The organism is Vibrio palustris (assembly GCF_024346995.1).
GTDB classification, from domain to species: Bacteria; Pseudomonadota; Gammaproteobacteria; order Enterobacterales; family Vibrionaceae; genus Vibrio; species Vibrio palustris.
On sequence record NZ_AP024887.1, the window covers coordinates 256,105 to 272,718 of the forward strand.

At 44.8% G+C, this 16,614-nt stretch carries 12 protein-coding genes and 12 tRNA genes; 20 read left to right on the top strand and 4 right to left on the bottom strand.

Going from position 1 to position 16,614, the window contains the following annotated elements:
- Positions 1-79: 79 nt before the first annotated feature.
- The 3 genes from gpmM to rsgA form a co-directional block, all read right to left on the bottom strand.
- Entirely contained in the window at positions 80-1,612 is a 1,533-nt protein-coding gene (gene gpmM, locus OCU30_RS01175) for a 2,3-bisphosphoglycerate-independent phosphoglycerate mutase (RefSeq protein ID WP_077315801.1), read from the bottom strand.
- Between the two features lie 416 nt (positions 1,613-2,028).
- On the bottom strand, positions 2,029-2,898 hold the full coding sequence (asd, locus tag OCU30_RS01180) for an archaetidylserine decarboxylase (RefSeq protein ID WP_077315802.1): 870 nt from the start codon (positions 2,896-2,898) through the stop codon (positions 2,029-2,031).
- A 98-nt stretch (positions 2,899-2,996) separates the two neighbouring features.
- Complete coding sequence (rsgA, locus tag OCU30_RS01185; protein ID WP_077315803.1) at positions 2,997-4,061, bottom strand: small ribosomal subunit biogenesis GTPase RsgA; 1,065 nt, start codon at positions 4,059-4,061, stop codon at positions 2,997-2,999.
- 146 nt (positions 4,062-4,207) lie between these two features.
- On the opposite strand from rsgA, the gene orn reads away from it, so the two are divergent.
- From orn to OCU30_RS01250, 13 genes are all read left to right on the top strand, one after another.
- Positions 4,208-4,753: an oligoribonuclease gene (orn, locus tag OCU30_RS01190; protein WP_077315804.1), complete on the top strand. Its 546-nt coding sequence runs from the start codon at positions 4,208-4,210 to the stop codon at positions 4,751-4,753.
- Between the two features lie 185 nt (positions 4,754-4,938).
- Positions 4,939-5,014 (top strand) — tRNA-Gly (locus OCU30_RS01195).
- Positions 5,015-5,054: 40 nt separating this feature from the next.
- A tRNA-Gly gene (locus OCU30_RS01200) sits at positions 5,055-5,130 on the top strand.
- 35 nt (positions 5,131-5,165) lie between these two features.
- Positions 5,166-5,242: transfer RNA gene (locus OCU30_RS01205), tRNA-Met, on the top strand.
- 36 nt (positions 5,243-5,278) lie between these two features.
- Positions 5,279-5,354 (top strand) — tRNA-Gly (locus OCU30_RS01210).
- Between the two features lie 35 nt (positions 5,355-5,389).
- Positions 5,390-5,466: transfer RNA gene (locus OCU30_RS01215), tRNA-Met, on the top strand.
- Positions 5,467-5,502: 36 nt separating this feature from the next.
- Positions 5,503-5,578 (top strand) — tRNA-Gly (locus OCU30_RS01220).
- Between the two features lie 35 nt (positions 5,579-5,613).
- A tRNA-Met gene (locus OCU30_RS01225) sits at positions 5,614-5,690 on the top strand.
- Between the two features lie 36 nt (positions 5,691-5,726).
- Positions 5,727-5,802 (top strand) — tRNA-Gly (locus OCU30_RS01230).
- A gap of 35 nt (positions 5,803-5,837) precedes the next feature.
- Positions 5,838-5,914 (top strand) — tRNA-Met (locus tag OCU30_RS01235).
- A gap of 35 nt (positions 5,915-5,949) precedes the next feature.
- Positions 5,950-6,025 (top strand) — tRNA-Gly (locus OCU30_RS01240).
- Positions 6,026-6,060: 35 nt separating this feature from the next.
- Positions 6,061-6,137: transfer RNA gene (locus OCU30_RS01245), tRNA-Met, on the top strand.
- 44 nt (positions 6,138-6,181) lie between these two features.
- Positions 6,182-6,257 (top strand) — tRNA-Gly (locus tag OCU30_RS01250).
- Between the two features lie 874 nt (positions 6,258-7,131).
- Here OCU30_RS01250 and queG read toward each other — a convergent pair.
- Positions 7,132-8,244 (bottom strand): tRNA epoxyqueuosine(34) reductase QueG, encoded by a 1,113-nt coding sequence (gene queG / locus OCU30_RS01255; RefSeq protein WP_077315584.1) that lies wholly within the window; start codon positions 8,242-8,244, stop codon positions 7,132-7,134.
- Between the two features lie 210 nt (positions 8,245-8,454).
- Between queG and tsaE the strand changes: the two genes are divergently transcribed.
- The 7 genes from tsaE to hflK all read left to right on the top strand — a co-directional run bounded on the left by tsaE (position 8,455) and on the right by hflK (position 16,611).
- The gene (tsaE, locus tag OCU30_RS01260; protein WP_077315585.1) at positions 8,455-8,919 is read left to right on the top strand and encodes a tRNA (adenosine(37)-N6)-threonylcarbamoyltransferase complex ATPase subunit type 1 TsaE; all 465 of its coding nucleotides are present in this window, start codon (positions 8,455-8,457) and stop codon (positions 8,917-8,919) included.
- Complete coding sequence (locus OCU30_RS01265) at positions 8,916-10,637, top strand: N-acetylmuramoyl-L-alanine amidase (protein WP_162494407.1); 1,722 nt, start codon at positions 8,916-8,918, stop codon at positions 10,635-10,637. The genes tsaE and OCU30_RS01265 overlap by 4 nt, the downstream gene beginning before the upstream one ends.
- Before the next feature lie 13 nt (positions 10,638-10,650).
- Positions 10,651-12,651 carry a DNA mismatch repair endonuclease MutL gene (mutL, locus tag OCU30_RS01270; protein WP_077315587.1) on the top strand — a complete coding sequence of 667 codons (2,001 nt, stop codon included), beginning with the start codon at positions 10,651-10,653 and terminating at the stop codon, positions 12,649-12,651.
- Complete coding sequence (miaA, locus tag OCU30_RS01275; protein ID WP_077315588.1) at positions 12,648-13,580, top strand: tRNA (adenosine(37)-N6)-dimethylallyltransferase MiaA; 933 nt, start codon at positions 12,648-12,650, stop codon at positions 13,578-13,580. Before mutL ends, miaA begins: the two co-directional genes overlap by 4 nt.
- A 193-nt stretch (positions 13,581-13,773) precedes the next feature.
- Positions 13,774-14,037 carry an RNA chaperone Hfq gene (gene hfq / locus OCU30_RS01280; protein ID WP_077315589.1) on the top strand — a complete coding sequence of 88 codons (264 nt, stop codon included), beginning with the start codon at positions 13,774-13,776 and terminating at the stop codon, positions 14,035-14,037.
- A gap of 34 nt (positions 14,038-14,071) precedes the next feature.
- Positions 14,072-15,361 (top strand): ribosome rescue GTPase HflX, encoded by a 1,290-nt coding sequence (gene hflX, locus OCU30_RS01285; RefSeq protein WP_077315590.1) that lies wholly within the window; start codon positions 14,072-14,074, stop codon positions 15,359-15,361.
- A gap of 44 nt (positions 15,362-15,405) precedes the next feature.
- Positions 15,406-16,611 carry an FtsH protease activity modulator HflK gene (gene hflK, locus OCU30_RS01290; RefSeq protein ID WP_077315591.1) on the top strand — a complete coding sequence of 402 codons (1,206 nt, stop codon included), beginning with the start codon at positions 15,406-15,408 and terminating at the stop codon, positions 16,609-16,611.
- Positions 16,612-16,614: the final 3 nt, after the last annotated feature.

The window sequence follows — 16,614 nt, forward strand, 5'->3', positions numbered from 1 at the left end:
TTGTCATTCTAAGCACAAAATTGGAGCGACAAATAAAAACGCCTCCCACTGGGAGGCGTTTATTAAGCCTTAATTGGGCTTACTTATAAAGAACTTGCCCAGACATTTCTGCTGGGATTTCGGTATCTGTTAGCGCTAGCATCGTTGGCGCTAGGTCAGATAATTTACCGTTGTCTTTAAACTCAATTGCTTTGCTACCAACATAAATCAATGGCACAGGTAGGTTAGTATGCGCAGTATGTGCACCACCTGTTTCTGGGTTAACCATCATTTCAGCATTACCGTGGTCGGCGGTGATCAATAGTTGTCCATCAACTTCATTAATGGCTTCAACAATACGGCCAATACATGCATCAACGGCTTCACAAGCTTTGACTGCAGCATCGTAATCACCAGTATGACCAACCATGTCACCATTCGGGTAGTTACAAATGATCGCGTCGTATGTTCCTGATTTAATTGCGGCAATGAGTTTATCGGTTAGCTCAGCAGAGCTCATTTCTGGTTGCATGTCATAGGTCGCAACTTTTGGTGATGCTACGATTTGGCGATGTTCACCAGGGAATTCGTCTTCGATACCACCATTAAAGAAGAAAGTCACGTGAGCATACTTTTCTGTTTCAGAAATACGCAGCTGGGTTTTATTTTTCTTCGCTAGCCATTCACCGTAAGTATTCACTAAGCTTGCTGGTGGATATGCGGTATTTAATGGAATATCGGCCGCGTATTGAGTCAACATCACAAAGTTAATACTTGGGAATACTGCACGCTCAAAGCCATCAAACTCTGGGACGAAAGTGCGTGTGATTTCACGGGCACGGTCAGCGCGATAGTTCATGAAGATAACGGCATCACCATCTTCCATTGCTGAAGATTCTTGACCTTCTGCTTGGATAACTGTCGCCTTAACAAACTCATCATTTTCGTCACGAGCGTACGCGTTTTCTAGGCCTTCAGTTGCGCTGGCAACAGTGAACTCACCTTTGGCTTGTGAGAGAAGGTCATAAGCAGATTGTACGCGATCCCAGTTGTTATCTCGGTCCATGGCAAAGTAACGCCCAACCAAGCTGGCAATACGCCCCTTGCCGAGCTCAGCAAAGAGTGCATCGAAGCGCTCCAGCGAACCCTGTGCGCTGCGTGGTGGTGTATCACGGCCATCAAGGAAACAGTGAAGATAAATACGCTCAGCGCCGCGTGCAGCGGCCATTTTTACCGCAGCATAGATATGGTCTTCATGGGAGTGAACGCCTCCTGGAGACATCAAACCCATAATATGCACAGCTTTACCCGCATCAACGGCTGAATCAATCGCGGCGGTTAGTGTTTCATTTTTTTCAAACTCGCCATCAGCAATCGCTTTAGTGATACGAGTCAAATCTTGGTAAACCACGCGGCCAGCGCCAATATTGGTGTGGCCTACTTCGGAATTACCCATTTGACCGTCAGGCAAACCGACATCGAAGCCAGACGCTGAGATCAGTGTATTAGGCTGAGTGGTGGCCAGTCCGTCAAGAACAGGGGTATTTGCGTTATTAATGGCGTTACTGCTGTTGTCATCACGATGACCCCAACCGTCTAGGATTACTAGTGCCATTGGCTTTTTAGCTGCCATATTTAAGACCTCATTAAATTCAAAATTATTGAAATTAGCGTAATTTTACTACACTTTTTGTGCTTTGCAGTAGTATCAGATCAATGATTTTGTCTATCAATTCCATCGTTGATATGCATACATCCTACTTTACACATTTGTCGGTATTTTGATAAGACCCAGCCGCTTATCGGTTCTCGTACGTATGGGCTGCGCGCTATTGTCTATTAACCTGACCATATCATAAATTGGCTCAACGTGTTTTATATGGATGAATATGATGAATGAAAACTAGGTTTACGGTGTGTATTAGCCTTAAGACATGATGAGCTAATGGCGAAAGGGAATCAGGGAGAGAGGGAATAGCGAAAATAGATAAAAGAGGGTATGCCAAAGTATCGTGAGAGCACTTCAGCATACCGACGTGAGGTTAAGAATTAATGAGCGCTATGGCGGGTGTGCGCATAGGCGGTTCCCATGCGTGTTTGAACACCGGAACGCATGGTGTCATCAAACTCAATCTGTTCTTTCGCAAATAAGTTGATAACCGTCGAGCCAAGCTTAAAGCGACCCATTTCAGCCCCTTTGTCTAAATGAATGGCCTTATCACCTGAAGCTGGATAATCCCAGCGATGTACACTATTACCACGCGGTGGTGTAATCGTGCCACCCCAGACGACTTCAATACTCCCCACAATCGTCGCGCCCACTAATACCTGTGCCATTGGGCCATATTCGGTATCAAAAATGCACACGACACGCTCATTACGCGCAAAGAGGTTTGGTACATTTTGCGCGGTAAGTGGATTAACTGAAAATAGGTCGCCAGGAATATAAATCATTTGGCGCAGCGTACCAGCGCATGGCATATGCACTCGATGATAGTCGCTTGGTGACAGGTAAATAGTGGCAAAATCACCATCTTGGAATTCTGCCGCTAGCGTTGCATCACCACCAAGTAACTCTTGCGCTGAGAAATTGTGTCCTTTGGCTTGAATAAGTTTGCCATCATTAATATAACCAAACTGGCTGACTGCGCCATCTGCTGGGTGCACTAAACCTGATGCATCTTGTGCCATTGGGCGTACGCCGTCTCTTAGTTCTCGAGTAAAAAACTCGTTAAACGTTTCGTAGTAGCTTGGATCAGCGTGCAATGCTTCGCTCATATCCACACGATAACGTTTGATAAACCAGCGGATGACGGCCGTCGTTAGGCGTCCAGCTTTTGCCGATGCCAGTTTGCCTAGCAGTTCGGTCAGCGCACGTTGTGGGATCCAATATTGTAATCCCACTTTTAATTTATCCATGGTGTTGTGTTCCAAAATTATTTACTCTGATTTGGCGACAATGGTACTGAATGGCGGTGAAAAAGCCAGTAAAGTTGGTATTGTCGGTAAACTAAGATTTAGCGAATATCGGATTTTTTATCTCGAGAATACTGACGATTGGCTTTGTTTTCGCCCATACTTTCGATGATACGATGGTAATTATCAAAGCGTACTTGACTAACCTTACCGTCTTCAACGCCTTTACGTAATGCACAACCCGGATCATTGAGGTGCTTACAGTCTCTAAACTTACATTCACCAAGATAAGGCTGAAACTCACGATACGCTTGCGTAATATCGTCTGTTGCAAGGTGCCATAAGCCAAATTCGCGAACGCCTGGTGAATCAATGAGATCCCCGCCAGTCGGAATATGATACAAACGAGCAGCTGTTGTGGTGTGCTGTCCGAGTCCTGAGTTAGTGGACACGGCACCTTCTTCAATCATCGGATTGGTTTTCGGCATGAGTGCGTTGACTAAGCTAGATTTACCCACACCAGATTGCCCGACAAAAATATTAATTTTATCGCTCAAAAAAGAAGACAGTTCATCAATACCTTCACCACTTTCTTTACTGACAAATAGTAGCTCATAACCGATATTTTTATAGAGAGTTAAAGACTCTTCATAAGCATTGCGCTGTGCTTGGTCAAGCAAATCGATTTTATTCAACACTATCAATGGGGTGATTTGCAGCGTTTCGGCTGCTATCAAATAGCGATCAATGATGTTTAGCGATAACTCCGGTAACACGGAGGCAACGATCACCATTTGGTCGATATTTGCCGCAACAGGCTTTAAGCCATCGTAATAGTCGGGGCGAGTTAATACAGAATGACGCTCTTCAACAGCTTCGATCACGCCCGCGATGCCGGATAGTGTTTCGATCCCAGGACGCCAAATGACCTTGTCGCCAGAAACCAGCGATTCAATACTACGGCGTAAATTACAACGGTGTACCGTTCCTGTAATAAGATCTTCAATATCAGCATGCTGGCCAAACCGGCTAATCACTAAGCCTTTTTGGGCGTTTTCCAGCATTGATTCATCCCATTGAACCGTCTCTTCCTGCTTGAGTCGTTTGTGCTGGTTGTGTCTTACGCGCCTTACTTGGCCTTTTGTCAGCTTTTTTCTCTTTGCCACTATGCTTCTCTTTACGTGAATGAGTGAGAATATCGGCTGCATATATACCAGCAGATAGAGTGAAATCCAAGAGGTGACGGTATCTTGGGCTTCTGAATTTAGGTATAGTACCTTTTTTAATGATAATCCCAAATAGGCGGCTAGCTATGTCTTTCAATGAACACAACCTGATCTGGATTGATTTAGAAATGACTGGGCTTGACCCAAACGTTCATAAAATAATTGAAATCGCTACCATCGTAACGGATTCACAACTGAATATTCTTGCTGAAGGTCCAGTATTGGCGATCCATCAAGCAGAGTCAGAGCTCGAAAAAATGGACGAGTGGTGTACCACTACCCATACCGAGAGTGGCTTGGTTGAGCGAATTCGTCAAACCACAGTGACAGAAGACCAAGCAGTCGCGCAGACCATTCAGTTCCTTGAGCAATGGGTTCCGAAAGGAGCATCACCTATCTGTGGTAACAGCATTGGGCAAGATCGCCGTTTCTTGTACAAGTACATGCCTGAGCTTGAGCAATATTTTCACTACCGTTATCTTGATGTGAGCACGATTAAAGAGTTAACTCGTCGCTGGCAGCCAGAGTTGCTCAAAGGCGTAACTAAAAAAGGTAGCCATTTAGCGTTGGATGACATTCGCGATTCGATTGCTGAGTTACAATATTATCGTAAAAAGGTATTTGCTATCTAATAGGCGTCCTTAACAGCGAATATGTGATGTGGTTGTTAGCAATCATTCAGGTAAAAACCTGTTCTTTTTTGGTTGCTTTTCCATCAGATATGAAAAAATCTCTTTTTTTTTCAATTAAAGACTTGCATCACACTCAAATGCTCTTATAATTCGCACCCCTAACGACGGGAAACAACGTTAAGTATGCGACACTAGCTCAGTTGGTAGAGCGCGACCTTGCCAAGGTCGAGGTCACGAGTTCGAACCTCGTGTGTCGCTCCAAATCTCTTTTATAGAGAAGCGGAGTTTTCAGTTTAAGAGTGCGACACTAGCTCAGTTGGTAGAGCGCGACCTTGCCAAGGTCGAGGTCACGAGTTCGAACCTCGTGTGTCGCTCCAAAGTTTTCATTGTACTTAACAATGACACAATCGGACGCGGGGTGGAGCAGTTTGGTAGCTCGTCGGGCTCATAACCCGAAGGTCGTTGGTTCAAATCCGGCCCCCGCAACCACATTCAGTTATTCGATAACTATCGGGTAATGAGAGTGCGACACTAGCTCAGTTGGTAGAGCGCGACCTTGCCAAGGTCGAGGTCACGAGTTCGAACCTCGTGTGTCGCTCCAAAGTTTTCATTGTACTTAACAATGACACAATCGGACGCGGGGTGGAGCAGTTTGGTAGCTCGTCGGGCTCATAACCCGAAGGTCGTTGGTTCAAATCCGGCCCCCGCAACCACATTCAGTTATTCGATAACTATCGGGTAATGAGAGTGCGACACTAGCTCAGTTGGTAGAGCGCGACCTTGCCAAGGTCGAGGTCACGAGTTCGAACCTCGTGTGTCGCTCCAAAGTTTTCATTGTACTTAACAATGACACAATCGGACGCGGGGTGGAGCAGTTTGGTAGCTCGTCGGGCTCATAACCCGAAGGTCGTTGGTTCAAATCCGGCCCCCGCAACCACATTCAGTTATTCGATAACTATCGGGTAATGAGAGTGCGACACTAGCTCAGTTGGTAGAGCGCGACCTTGCCAAGGTCGAGGTCACGAGTTCGAACCTCGTGTGTCGCTCCAAAGTTTTCATTGTACTTAACAATGACACAATCGGACGCGGGGTGGAGCAGTTTGGTAGCTCGTCGGGCTCATAACCCGAAGGTCGTTGGTTCAAATCCGGCCCCCGCAACCACATTCAGTTATTCGATAACTATCGGGTAATAGAGTGCGACACTAGCTCAGTTGGTAGAGCGCGACCTTGCCAAGGTCGAGGTCACGAGTTCGAACCTCGTGTGTCGCTCCAAAGTTTTCATTGTACTTAACAATGACACAATCGGACGCGGGGTGGAGCAGTTTGGTAGCTCGTCGGGCTCATAACCCGAAGGTCGTTGGTTCAAATCCGGCCCCCGCAACCATATTTAATTATTCGCTCTTTATTGAGCGAATAATCATTTCTAGTGCGACACTAGCTCAGTTGGTAGAGCGCGACCTTGCCAAGGTCGAGGTCACGAGTTCGAACCTCGTGTGTCGCTCCAGTTACTTCTTATGAAGTCTGTATTCATTGCATATCTGCAATGGCTAAAAAACGAATATATGTCTTATAGTTACTTTGCTACTTGCATTGTTCGAAAGTCGTTGATGGAATGTTTGATACAGTTCAAGAGTCTTCCTCAGCATTAATTTATCTCATTATTAGCTTATATACGCTTGCCGTATATCGGTATGTGTCGTTATCAATGTCATTCGGTGTGCTTGTAATAAGTCGCTGATCATTGAGTAGCAGAGACCATACAGAGCGCTGTGATAGATAAATTATAAGACTATATAAGGCAATGAGTTGAACGTTTCTCATTGTTTAGACAATCGTTAGATTGTAATCAAGATCACAGTGGTATTTCTGACAAGAGCTATATTTGTGCTAAATTTAAGTTCTAACATGGATTGTGTTCTTTTAATGCTGTGAAGCATCATACCTAAATTAGCAAACTACATATTTGATTCCTTTCTTTCAGGACGCCTTCTGGTGAGCCTGTTTTTGTGTTACCCACGAGTTCTAAACGAATAGTCAACAGAGTTATCCACAAAATAATTCTGTGGATAACTTGGTGCATAAAGTGTTTTTGAGCTGAAAAAAACAGCATCTTGGCTACGATCTTTTTTGAGATTTGAGTTTTTCATTTTGAGGTGGTTTTGTTATAAGGTTATGTTTTTAAATAACTTTTTTGAGTTTTCCAAAGCGTAACCACAAGAAAAAAAAGATCATTAATCAAAAAACACTTGATCCTAATCATTTCTTTCTATTGTGACTAACTTTACGTATCTAAGTAAAAAAGTTGTGTGAGATTTTTTTGTCCACATTTTAATGGATAAGGTAATGTCAAGAGGGAAGATGTCAAAATGAGGGTTTTTTTAGGCGTCTCTCTGTAATCCTTTTTGAACGATTCGAATCAATCTTTCTTTTTTTCTATCGCTAAAAGGCAATTGTGCTTCTTGCTGTTGCAGTGCCCATTCAATATGAATATCCAGTAATTCCGACTGCCCGATAGTGTCACTTAACGTATCAATGATGCGTTGTGAATAGGGGGCGTTGCCCATGGCGATAATTAAGTTACGGCGCCATTGTTGATGGCCAATACGGCGAATTGCTGACCCTTCCATTTTTTGCAGAAACGTTTTTTCATCCCACGAAAATAAGCGTAATAAATCTGGGTCTTGAAACATTTCACGACGTTGAAAATCCGCTTGTGTGGTGAGATCTGCAAAGCGGTTAAATGGACACACCAATTGGCAGTCATCACACCCATAGATGCGATTTCCCATCGGTTTACGGAACTCTTCTGGAATGACGCCCGCATATTCAATCGTTAGATAAGAAATACAGCGACGCGCATCGACGACACCATCAGCGACAATCGCATTGGTGGGGCAGGAGGTCACACAAGCACGGCATTTTCCACATTGGTTTTCTGATGGCTCATCAATAGGTAAAGGAAGATCTATCAACAATTCTCCAAGGAAGAACCACGAGCCATCATTTTCGTCTAAAATGAGCGAGTGCTTTCCTGTCCAGCCTAATCCAGCCTTTTGGGCGAGTGGTCGCTCTAAAACGGGGGCTGAGTCAACAAACGGACGATAGCCTAAGGCACCGACTTCTTCTTTGATCTTTTCACCAAGCTTTTTAAGTTGGTTGCGAACTAATTTATGATAATCACGTCCAAGCGCATAGCGACTCACGTATGCTTGTGTGGTATCGCTTAAGTTAGTCGCGAAATGCGCATCTTGGGGAAGATAGTTCATACGAGCGCTGATGACACGCACAGTACCTGGTAAGAGTTCTGCTGGACGTGCACGCATCATGCCGTGACGTTCCATCCAGTCCATGTCACCATGATAACCGGCATCCAGCCACTGTTGTAGGGCCTCTTCGTGGGCTGAAAGATCCACATCGCAGATGCCGACTTTAGCAAAGCCGAGTTCATAAGCCCAAGATTTGATGTTGGCAACCAGTGCGTGATAATCCATAAAAGCTCTGTCAGTGTATGTGGGCGGCGAATGTTAACGGATCCAGTCGATGGGATCCAGCAGGTATTATTGAATAATTTTACATGAAACTGGGGATGTTTTTCTGTTTGCTTACACGAGAGTTCTTGTTAATTAATTACACTACAGTTTACTATTCTCTATTGGGAATTTTTTTACGCCTATTGGCCCTAGATTTGAGATGATAGTTAGATGACCACCAAGACATTTACGTTAAAAGACGAACAAGACACCGTAGCGCTCGGTGCCGCCATTGCCGGATTATGTCAACAACAGACTACATTGTTTTTATATGGCGATCTTGGTGCGGGGAAAACAACTTTTAGTCGTGGGTTTATTCGTTCACTTGGACATGAAGGCAAAGTGAAAAGTCCGACGTATACGTTGGTTGAACCCTATGAGTTAGCAACATGGCGCGTTTATCATTTTGATCTGTATCGCTTAGCTGATCCCGAAGAACTAGAATTTATGGGAATTCGCGATTATTTTACCGAAGACGCGATATGTTTGGTGGAATGGCCTGATAAAGGTCACGGCTTATTGCCACAAGCCGATGTTATTGTTGATTTACGTTATGATGGCGAGCAACGCCAAGTCACCCTTACCGCAAATAGCGAATATGGAAATACGCTAATAATCCCACTGGAGTTATTTTGATTGCTGTTCGTTCCCGATCTTTCTGTATTTTTATAGGGGTGCTGATCGCCCTATTTTCTCATTCGTTATTCGCAAATACGTTAGAAAGCCTTCGTGTATGGCCGTCACCGGATGACACCCGCGTGGTTATCGACGTTAAAAGCAAAGTCACGTTTAGTTATTTTCGGCTTTCTAGCCCAGAGCGGTTAGTGGTTGATTTGCATGATACCAAACGTAAAGCGAATTTACCGATGTCGATTACCGACAGTCAGATTTTGAAAAAGATTCGCGCCAGTGGGCCACCTGAGAAAAGTACCTCGCGTTTAGTGTTTGAACTAAAAAAACGAGTGTCGCCTAAAGTATTTACCTTACCGCCGACACCAGGAGGGCAATACGGTCATCGCTTGGTGATTGATTTGCCTAATAGTGACAAACCTAAAAAAGCAGCAAGTCATAACCCACTCAGTAAGATGAAATCTGCCCCTGAGAAGAAAAAGAAAGCGACGCCGAAAAATCAAGACATTGTGATCGCGGTGGATCCAGGGCATGGCGGGGAAGATCCTGGTTCTATTGGTCCTGGACGACGTTTTGAAAAAAATGTCACGCTGAGTGTTGGTAAGAAGCTTGCTGATTTAATTGATCGCGTACCCGGAATGCACTCTGTGATGACGCGTAAAGGCGATTATTATGTCAGTTTGAATCGTCGCACGGAAATTGCACGTGAACATGGTGCGTATTTATTAGTCTCAATTCATGCGGATGCCTTTCGTTCTCCGAAACCACGCGGAGCATCAGTATTTGTATTGAATACCCGTCGTGCTAATACCGAAATCAGCCGCTGGGTTGAAAATCATGAAGAGCAATCGGAATTACTCGGTGGTGCTGGCGCTGTGCTCGCCAAGAAAAACAGCGATCGTAATGTGAGTCAGACATTACTGGATCTACAGTTTAGCCATTCGCAAAAAGAAGGGTATAAACTCGCCTCCGATATTCTCGGTAATTTGGGCAAAGTCGCGCACTTGCACCGCAGTAAACCAGTGAATGCCAGCTTGGCGGTATTGAAATCGCCAGATATCCCATCAGTATTGGTGGAAACTGGGTTTATCTCTAACCCTGCGGAAGAAAAGCTGTTGTTCCAACAAAGTCATCAAGAGAAAATTGCTCGAGCGATTGCGACGGCGATTGTGGAATACTTTAAAGAGAACCCACCGCAAGGCACTATGTTTGCGAACCACCGTAAACCACGTCACTATAAAGTGAAAAGCGGTGATTCGTTATCGGTCATTGCGCATCGCTATGGTGTGTCGGTTGCAAATATTAAAAAAGCGAACGACATGAGTAGCAGTGTTCTCTCGGTTGGTCAGAACTTAACAATCCCTGGTGGACGAGCGTCAATTAGTGTTCCTAAAGTGAGTCATCAAGTTGAAACTGAAACTATCTCTCATAAAGTCGCAAGAGGGGAATATTTAGGTAAGATCGCGGCGCATTATAAAGTCTCAGTGGCGGACATTAAGCGTGAGAATCACTTGAAATCGAATGTTCTCTCACTAGGTCAAACGCTGAAAATTACGGTTAGCTTAAAAGATAAGCCATTGAGAAAACATAAAGTATCAAGAGGTGAATATTTAGGTAAGCTGGCCACTAAATACGGTGTGAGTATCAATAGCATTCGTAATGCGAACCACTTAAAAAGTGATTCACTCGCGGTTGGACAAGTGCTGATCATCCCAAACAAATAAGACGTTAACGATTATGGCGATTCAAATTTTACCAGCCCGTTTGGCAAACCAAATTGCGGCTGGTGAAGTCGTAGAGCGACCGGCTTCTGTGGTAAAAGAGCTGGTAGAGAACAGCTTAGATTCCGGTGCTACCCGTATTGATATTGATATCGATAAAGGGGGCGCTAAGCTTATTCGTATTCGTGATAACGGAGTAGGGATCCCGAAAGATGAACTTGCGCTTGCGCTGAGCCGTCATGCCACGTCGAAAATCCATAATCTGGATGATCTAGAGGCGATTATGAGCTTAGGGTTTCGTGGGGAAGCACTCGCAAGTATTAGCTCAGTAGCGCGCTTAACCATGACGTCTCGCCCTGCCACGCAAGAAGAGGCTTGGTCAGCTCATAGTGAAGGGCGCGAGATGGCGGTAAAAACTCAGCCCGCGGCGCACCCGGTTGGCACCACCGTTGAAGTCCTTGATTTATTTTTCAATACGCCCGCACGTCGTAAGTTTTTACGTACGGAAAAAACCGAGTTCACTCACATTGATGAGTTGATAAAACGTGTTGCATTAAGTCGCTTTGATGTCACATTCAACTTGCGTCACAACGGAAAAATGATCCGTCAGTATCGTGCTGCTAAATCGCCTGCGCAAGAAGAAAAGCGTCTTGCGGCGGTATGTGGCAATAGCTTTGTACGTAATATGCTGCACGTGACATTGGATCATCAAGGTATGAAGTTGTCTGGGTGGGTCTCGACCCCTGAAGGTGCGCGGCAGCAAAACGAGCTTCAATACTGTTATGTGAACGGTCGTATGATGAAAGACAAACTGATTAATCATGCGATTCGCCAGAGTTATGAAACCAGTTTACGCCCCGATCAATATGCGACTTATGTGTTATTTATTGAAGTCGACCCACATCAAGTGGATGTGAATGTCCATCCGGCAAAGCATGAAGTCCGCTTTCAACAAGCCCGCTTAGTCCATGATTTTATTTATCAAGCGCTCAGCAGTGCGTTAGCACAAGGCGACTATGTTGATGAGCCAGCCTATAATCAAGCTGCGTTTTCTCATGATACACAATCACCGGCTCAAGCACACGACGACTCGCAAAGTCACACCCCGCTTAGCCCTGTGTCTGAACAAGTGTGGCAAGCTGCGGAGCAAGTGCCTGCGTATCCTGGCCAAAAAGACTATCGTGACTCATCCCGAGAGCAACAGCAGGGGCATGTTGCCGAGCCTAATTCTTCGCAGTCTTGGTCGTCAGTGTCTCGTGATGAACAACCGAGGACGACAAGGACAGGCGGGCCAACTTCTGCGCCCAGACGAGCACAAGAAGAAGGGCCGAGTCTTGAAGAGGTTCAGGTCTATCAACACCTGCTAGAAACCCCATTGGCTTCTTCACTTCCTGAGTATGAGGATGTTGCAATGACGTCGGCAAACACGGTTGCCCAAACGGAAGCCGTGACGCAGCTGGGTAAGGCACTGGATGTGATTAACGGTGAGTACTTACTGATGACGTCGAGCCATGGCTGTGTCTTAGTGTCATTAGCGAGAGCGCAGTGGTTACGGGTGAGAGGACAATTAAAAGTCAGTGATACCGCATTGAAGAGCCAACCGTTGTTGGTTCCGTTTTCGATTAAGTCGACTCCAAGCGAGCATGCGAGTTTAGAGCGATATAAACACGACTTTTTAATGTTAGGGATCGACTTACAGCCTAAGTCTAAGCAAGCTATCACGGTGATGGGGGTTCCTCAGCCGCTAAGGCAGCAAAACTTACAGCAATTAATGCAGGATCTGTTATCGTACGCGTCTTCGACGCTTGATCAACATGATGTAACTTTGACACATGAGCACTTCGCTTACTGGTTGAGCGATCAAGTCGTAACCAGTAAGACGAAATACACGTTATCAGAAGGTATTCAGTTGATTTCTGAACTAGAGTTACTCTGGGAAGGCCAATTGCCTTTAACCGATAGACAATTCGTTCAAAAAGTAGATTTTTCCGCGACCATTGCAGCTTTGAATTCATGACTAAAAAATTACCTTTAGCCCTGTTTCTTATGGGACCAACCGCATCGGGCAAAACCGATCTTGCGATTCGTTTACGCCAAAAATTTCCTGTGGAAATTATCAGCGTTGATTCAGCCCTGATTTACAGAGGGATGGATATCGGGACGGCGAAGCCTTCACAGGAAGAGCAGAGTCAGGCCCCGCATCGCCTGATTGATATTCTTGATCCAAGCGAATCTTATTCCGCAGCAGACTTTCGTCGTGACGCTTTATTAGCCATGGATGACATCGTGAGCCAAGGGAAAATTCCTTTGCTGGTGGGCGGAACAATGTTGTACTACAAAGCATTGATTGAGGGTTTATCGCCATTACCCGCAGCAGATCAAAAAATTCGCCAACAAATAGAGCAAGAAGCATTGACGAATGGTTGGACAATGCTGCACGATCAATTACAAAGTATTGATCCAGTGTCGGCTGAACGAATACACCCCAATGATCCACAGCGTTTGTCTCGAGCATTGGAAGTTTACCGAATTACTGGTAAAACACTAACAGAGTTAACTGCTACGAAAGGGGAAACCATTCCTTATCGTGTTAAACAGTTTGCCATCGTTCCCAAGGAAAGGGCAGAGCTCCATCGTCGGATTGAGTTACGATACAACAAGATGGTTGAAGCAGGTTTTGAGCAAGAAGTACAAGCGTTATATCAACGCGATGATCTTCATGCTGACTTACCCTCCATTCGTTGTGTCGGTTACCGACAGATGTGGGAATATTTTGACGGACACGGTACGTTAGATGACGCAATCTTTCGCGGAATCTGTGCCACTCGTCAATTGGCCAAGCGACAAATCACCTGGTTACGCAGCTGGGATGATTTAACTTGGTTAGATAGCGAAGATATTGATCACGCTTTTGAAACAATGTCGGATGCAATAGCATCTGATTGAATAAGGCGTGTATAATTATTTTCGCTTTTGCGTAATGTGCTTTAAGTAAGATCAATGACTTGAAGTTGTAGCAATACGGCTCAATAATGGACTTAGAGTATTTTTCATTCGTTTAGCTCAGATATGAGGCCGCACACATATTCGTGCACCACTAGCTAAATAATTACTACAAAATCAAAATAAGGAAAATAAAATGGCTAAGGGGCAATCTTTACAAGACCCATTCTTGAACGCACTACGTCGTGAGCGCATTCCGGTATCTATCTATCTAGTGAACGGCATTAAGTTACAAGGCCAAATCGAATCTTTCGACCAGTTTGTTATTCTATTGAAAAATACCGTTAATCAAATGGTATATAAGCATGCGATTTCTACTGTGGTGCCTGCTCGTGCCGTGACTCATCACAGCGCCGAGCGTCCAGCACAGGAACGTTCTGCTGAAAAAACAGAAGAGTAATTTATTATTTCAAAATATTTAAGGAGTTGAGCGCTTGTTTGACCGTTATGAATCGGGGGAGCGAGCCGTACTTGTTCATATCAACTTCACGCAAGAGGGTGAGTGGGAAGATCTTAGTGAGTTTGAAATGCTTGTATCATCTGCAGGTGTTTCCTCTCTACAAGTGATTACTGGCAGCCGCCAATCTCCTCACCCTAAATATTTCGTCGGTGACGGCAAAGCTCAAGAAATTGCGAGCGCTGTAACCGCGAATGAAGCTGATATCGTCATTTTTAATCACGCTTTATCCCCAGCTCAAGAGCGCAATCTAGAACAGCTATGTCAATGTCGTGTGATCGATAGAACTGGGTTGATTTTAGATATCTTCGCGCAGCGCGCCCGAACCCACGAAGGTAACCTCCAAGTAGAATTAGCACAATTGCGCCATATTTCTACACGTCTTATCCGTGGTTGGACTCACTTGGAGCGCCAGAAAGGGGGGATCGGTTTACGTGGTCCTGGTGAAACTCAGTTAGAAACGGACCGCCGTTTATTGCGTGATAGAATTAAAGCGATCTTACGCCGTTTAGAAAAAGTGTCTAAACAGCGAGAACAAGGTAGGCGATCGAGAAACCGTAAAGAAATTCCAACATTGTCATTGGTTGGCTATACCAACGCAGGTAAATCGACCTTATTTAACCGTATTACCGAAGCGGATGTGTATGCAGCCGATCAGTTGTTTGCCACGCTCGATCCGACGTTGCGTAAAATCGAGTTAGCAGATATCGGTACCGCTATTTTAGCTGACACCGTTGGGTTTATTCGTCATCTTCCTCATGATCTTGTGGCGGCTTTTAAAGCAACGTTACAAGAAACACAAGAAGCTGACATTTTGTTACATGTTATTGATGCAAGTGATGATCGTTTTCGTGAGAACATTGAAGCTGTGAATGATGTTCTGGCAGAGATTGATGCTGATGAAGTGCCAACTCTGCTTGTCATGAACAAGATTGATAGTCTAGAGCACCAAACACCTCGTATTGAACGCGATGATGAGGGGATACCTCGCACCGTTTGGGTCTCTGCGATGTCTGGAGATGGGATTGACCTATTATTTGAGGCATTGACAGAACGTCTTGCTAGCGAAATGGTTGAGCATCATCTGCAAATACCTCCTGAATACCAGGGACGTATTCGTAGTCTATTTTTCCAAATGAACTGCATCAAGCAAGAAGAATATGATCCAGAGGGCAATTTATTGATAACTGTTCGTATGCAGAAGATAGATTGGTCTAGACTAGAGAAAAGAGAAGAGGCAGATTTAGCTGACTTTATAGTCACTTAAATCACTGCTAAAGTATAACGTCATATCAATGATGGAGCTTTCTAATGGCGTGGAATGAGCCTGGTAATAACAACGGCAACAATGGCCGCGATAATGACCCGTGGGGTAAGAATAATCGCGGGAATAAAGGTGGTCGTGATCAAGGTCCTCCTGACTTAGACGAGGTATTTAACAAACTCAGTCAAAAGCTCGGAGGCAAATTCGGCAAAAAAGGTGGTGGGGGTAACGGTTCTTCTTCTAATGGCGGTGCCATTGGGATAGGTATTGTTGCGCTTATCGCTGTACTGGTATGGTTTTTTGCGGGCTTTTATACGATAGGTGAAGCCGAACGTGGTGTTGTACTACGTTTAGGTAAATACGATCGTATTGTCGATCCTGGCCTTAACTGGCGACCACGCTTTGTTGATACGGTGACACCGGTTAACGTGCAAGCGATTCGTTCTCTCCGTGCATCTGGTTTGATGCTAACGAAAGATGAAAATGTCGTTACGGTTTCCATGGATGTGCAGTACCGTGTCTCAGACCCATACAAATATTTGTACGTGGTAACGAATGCTGACGATAGCTTACGTCAAGCAACCGATTCTGCGTTGCGAGCTGTTATTGGTGATTCATTGATGGATAGTATTTTGACCAGTGGTCGTCAACAAATCCGCCAAACCACACAGAAAACGCTTAATCAAATTATTGATAAATATGATATGGGTATCTCCATCGTTGATGTGAACTTCCAGTCGGCTCGTCCTCCTGAGCAAGTGAAAGATGCGTTTGATGATGCGATTGCTGCGCGAGAAGATGAAGAACGTTTCATTCGCGAAGCAGAAGCGTACAAAAATGAAATCTTACCGAAAGCGACTGGTCGAGCTGAACGCTTGAAAAAAGAAGCGAAAGGCTACAGTGAACGTATCGTGAATGGTGCTCAAGGTCAGGTAGCTCAGTTTGAGAAACTCTTACCAGAGTATAAAGCTGCGCCTAAAGTGACTCGTGAGCGTCTCTATCTTGATACGATGGAAAAAGTATATTCCAACACGTCTAAAGTGATGGTAGATACTAAGTCAAGCGGCAATATGATGTACTTGCCACTGGACAAACTGATGAAGCAATCTGATCAGGCCAAGAAAACGGACAATACAGATTCTATCTCGGTATATGACCAAATTAAGCGTGAATCTCAGCACACAGACACAAAAGATAAGTCGTCTGCCAATGATTCATCACGCACGAGCGATTCACGCCAAGGGAGATACTAAAAA

What these genes read in the sequence shown, in the direction of transcription:
- gpmM (WP_077315801.1), bottom strand. Translation starts at nt 1,612, where the DNA reads ATGGCAGCTAAAAAGCCAATGGCACTAGTAATCCTAGACGGTTGGGGT.
- asd (WP_077315802.1), bottom strand. Translation starts at nt 2,898, where the DNA reads ATGGATAAATTAAAAGTGGGATTACAATATTGGATCCCACAACGTGCG.
- orn (WP_077315804.1), top strand. Translation starts at nt 4,208, where the DNA reads ATGTCTTTCAATGAACACAACCTGATCTGGATTGATTTAGAAATGACT.
- queG (WP_077315584.1), bottom strand. Translation starts at nt 8,244, where the DNA reads ATGGATTATCACGCACTGGTTGCCAACATCAAATCTTGGGCTTATGAA.
- tsaE (WP_077315585.1), top strand. Translation starts at nt 8,455, where the DNA reads ATGACCACCAAGACATTTACGTTAAAAGACGAACAAGACACCGTAGCG.
- mutL (WP_077315587.1), top strand. Translation starts at nt 10,651, where the DNA reads ATGGCGATTCAAATTTTACCAGCCCGTTTGGCAAACCAAATTGCGGCT.
- miaA (WP_077315588.1), top strand. Translation starts at nt 12,648, where the DNA reads ATGACTAAAAAATTACCTTTAGCCCTGTTTCTTATGGGACCAACCGCA.
- hfq (WP_077315589.1), top strand. Translation starts at nt 13,774, where the DNA reads ATGGCTAAGGGGCAATCTTTACAAGACCCATTCTTGAACGCACTACGT.
- hflK (WP_077315591.1), top strand. Translation starts at nt 15,406, where the DNA reads ATGGCGTGGAATGAGCCTGGTAATAACAACGGCAACAATGGCCGCGAT.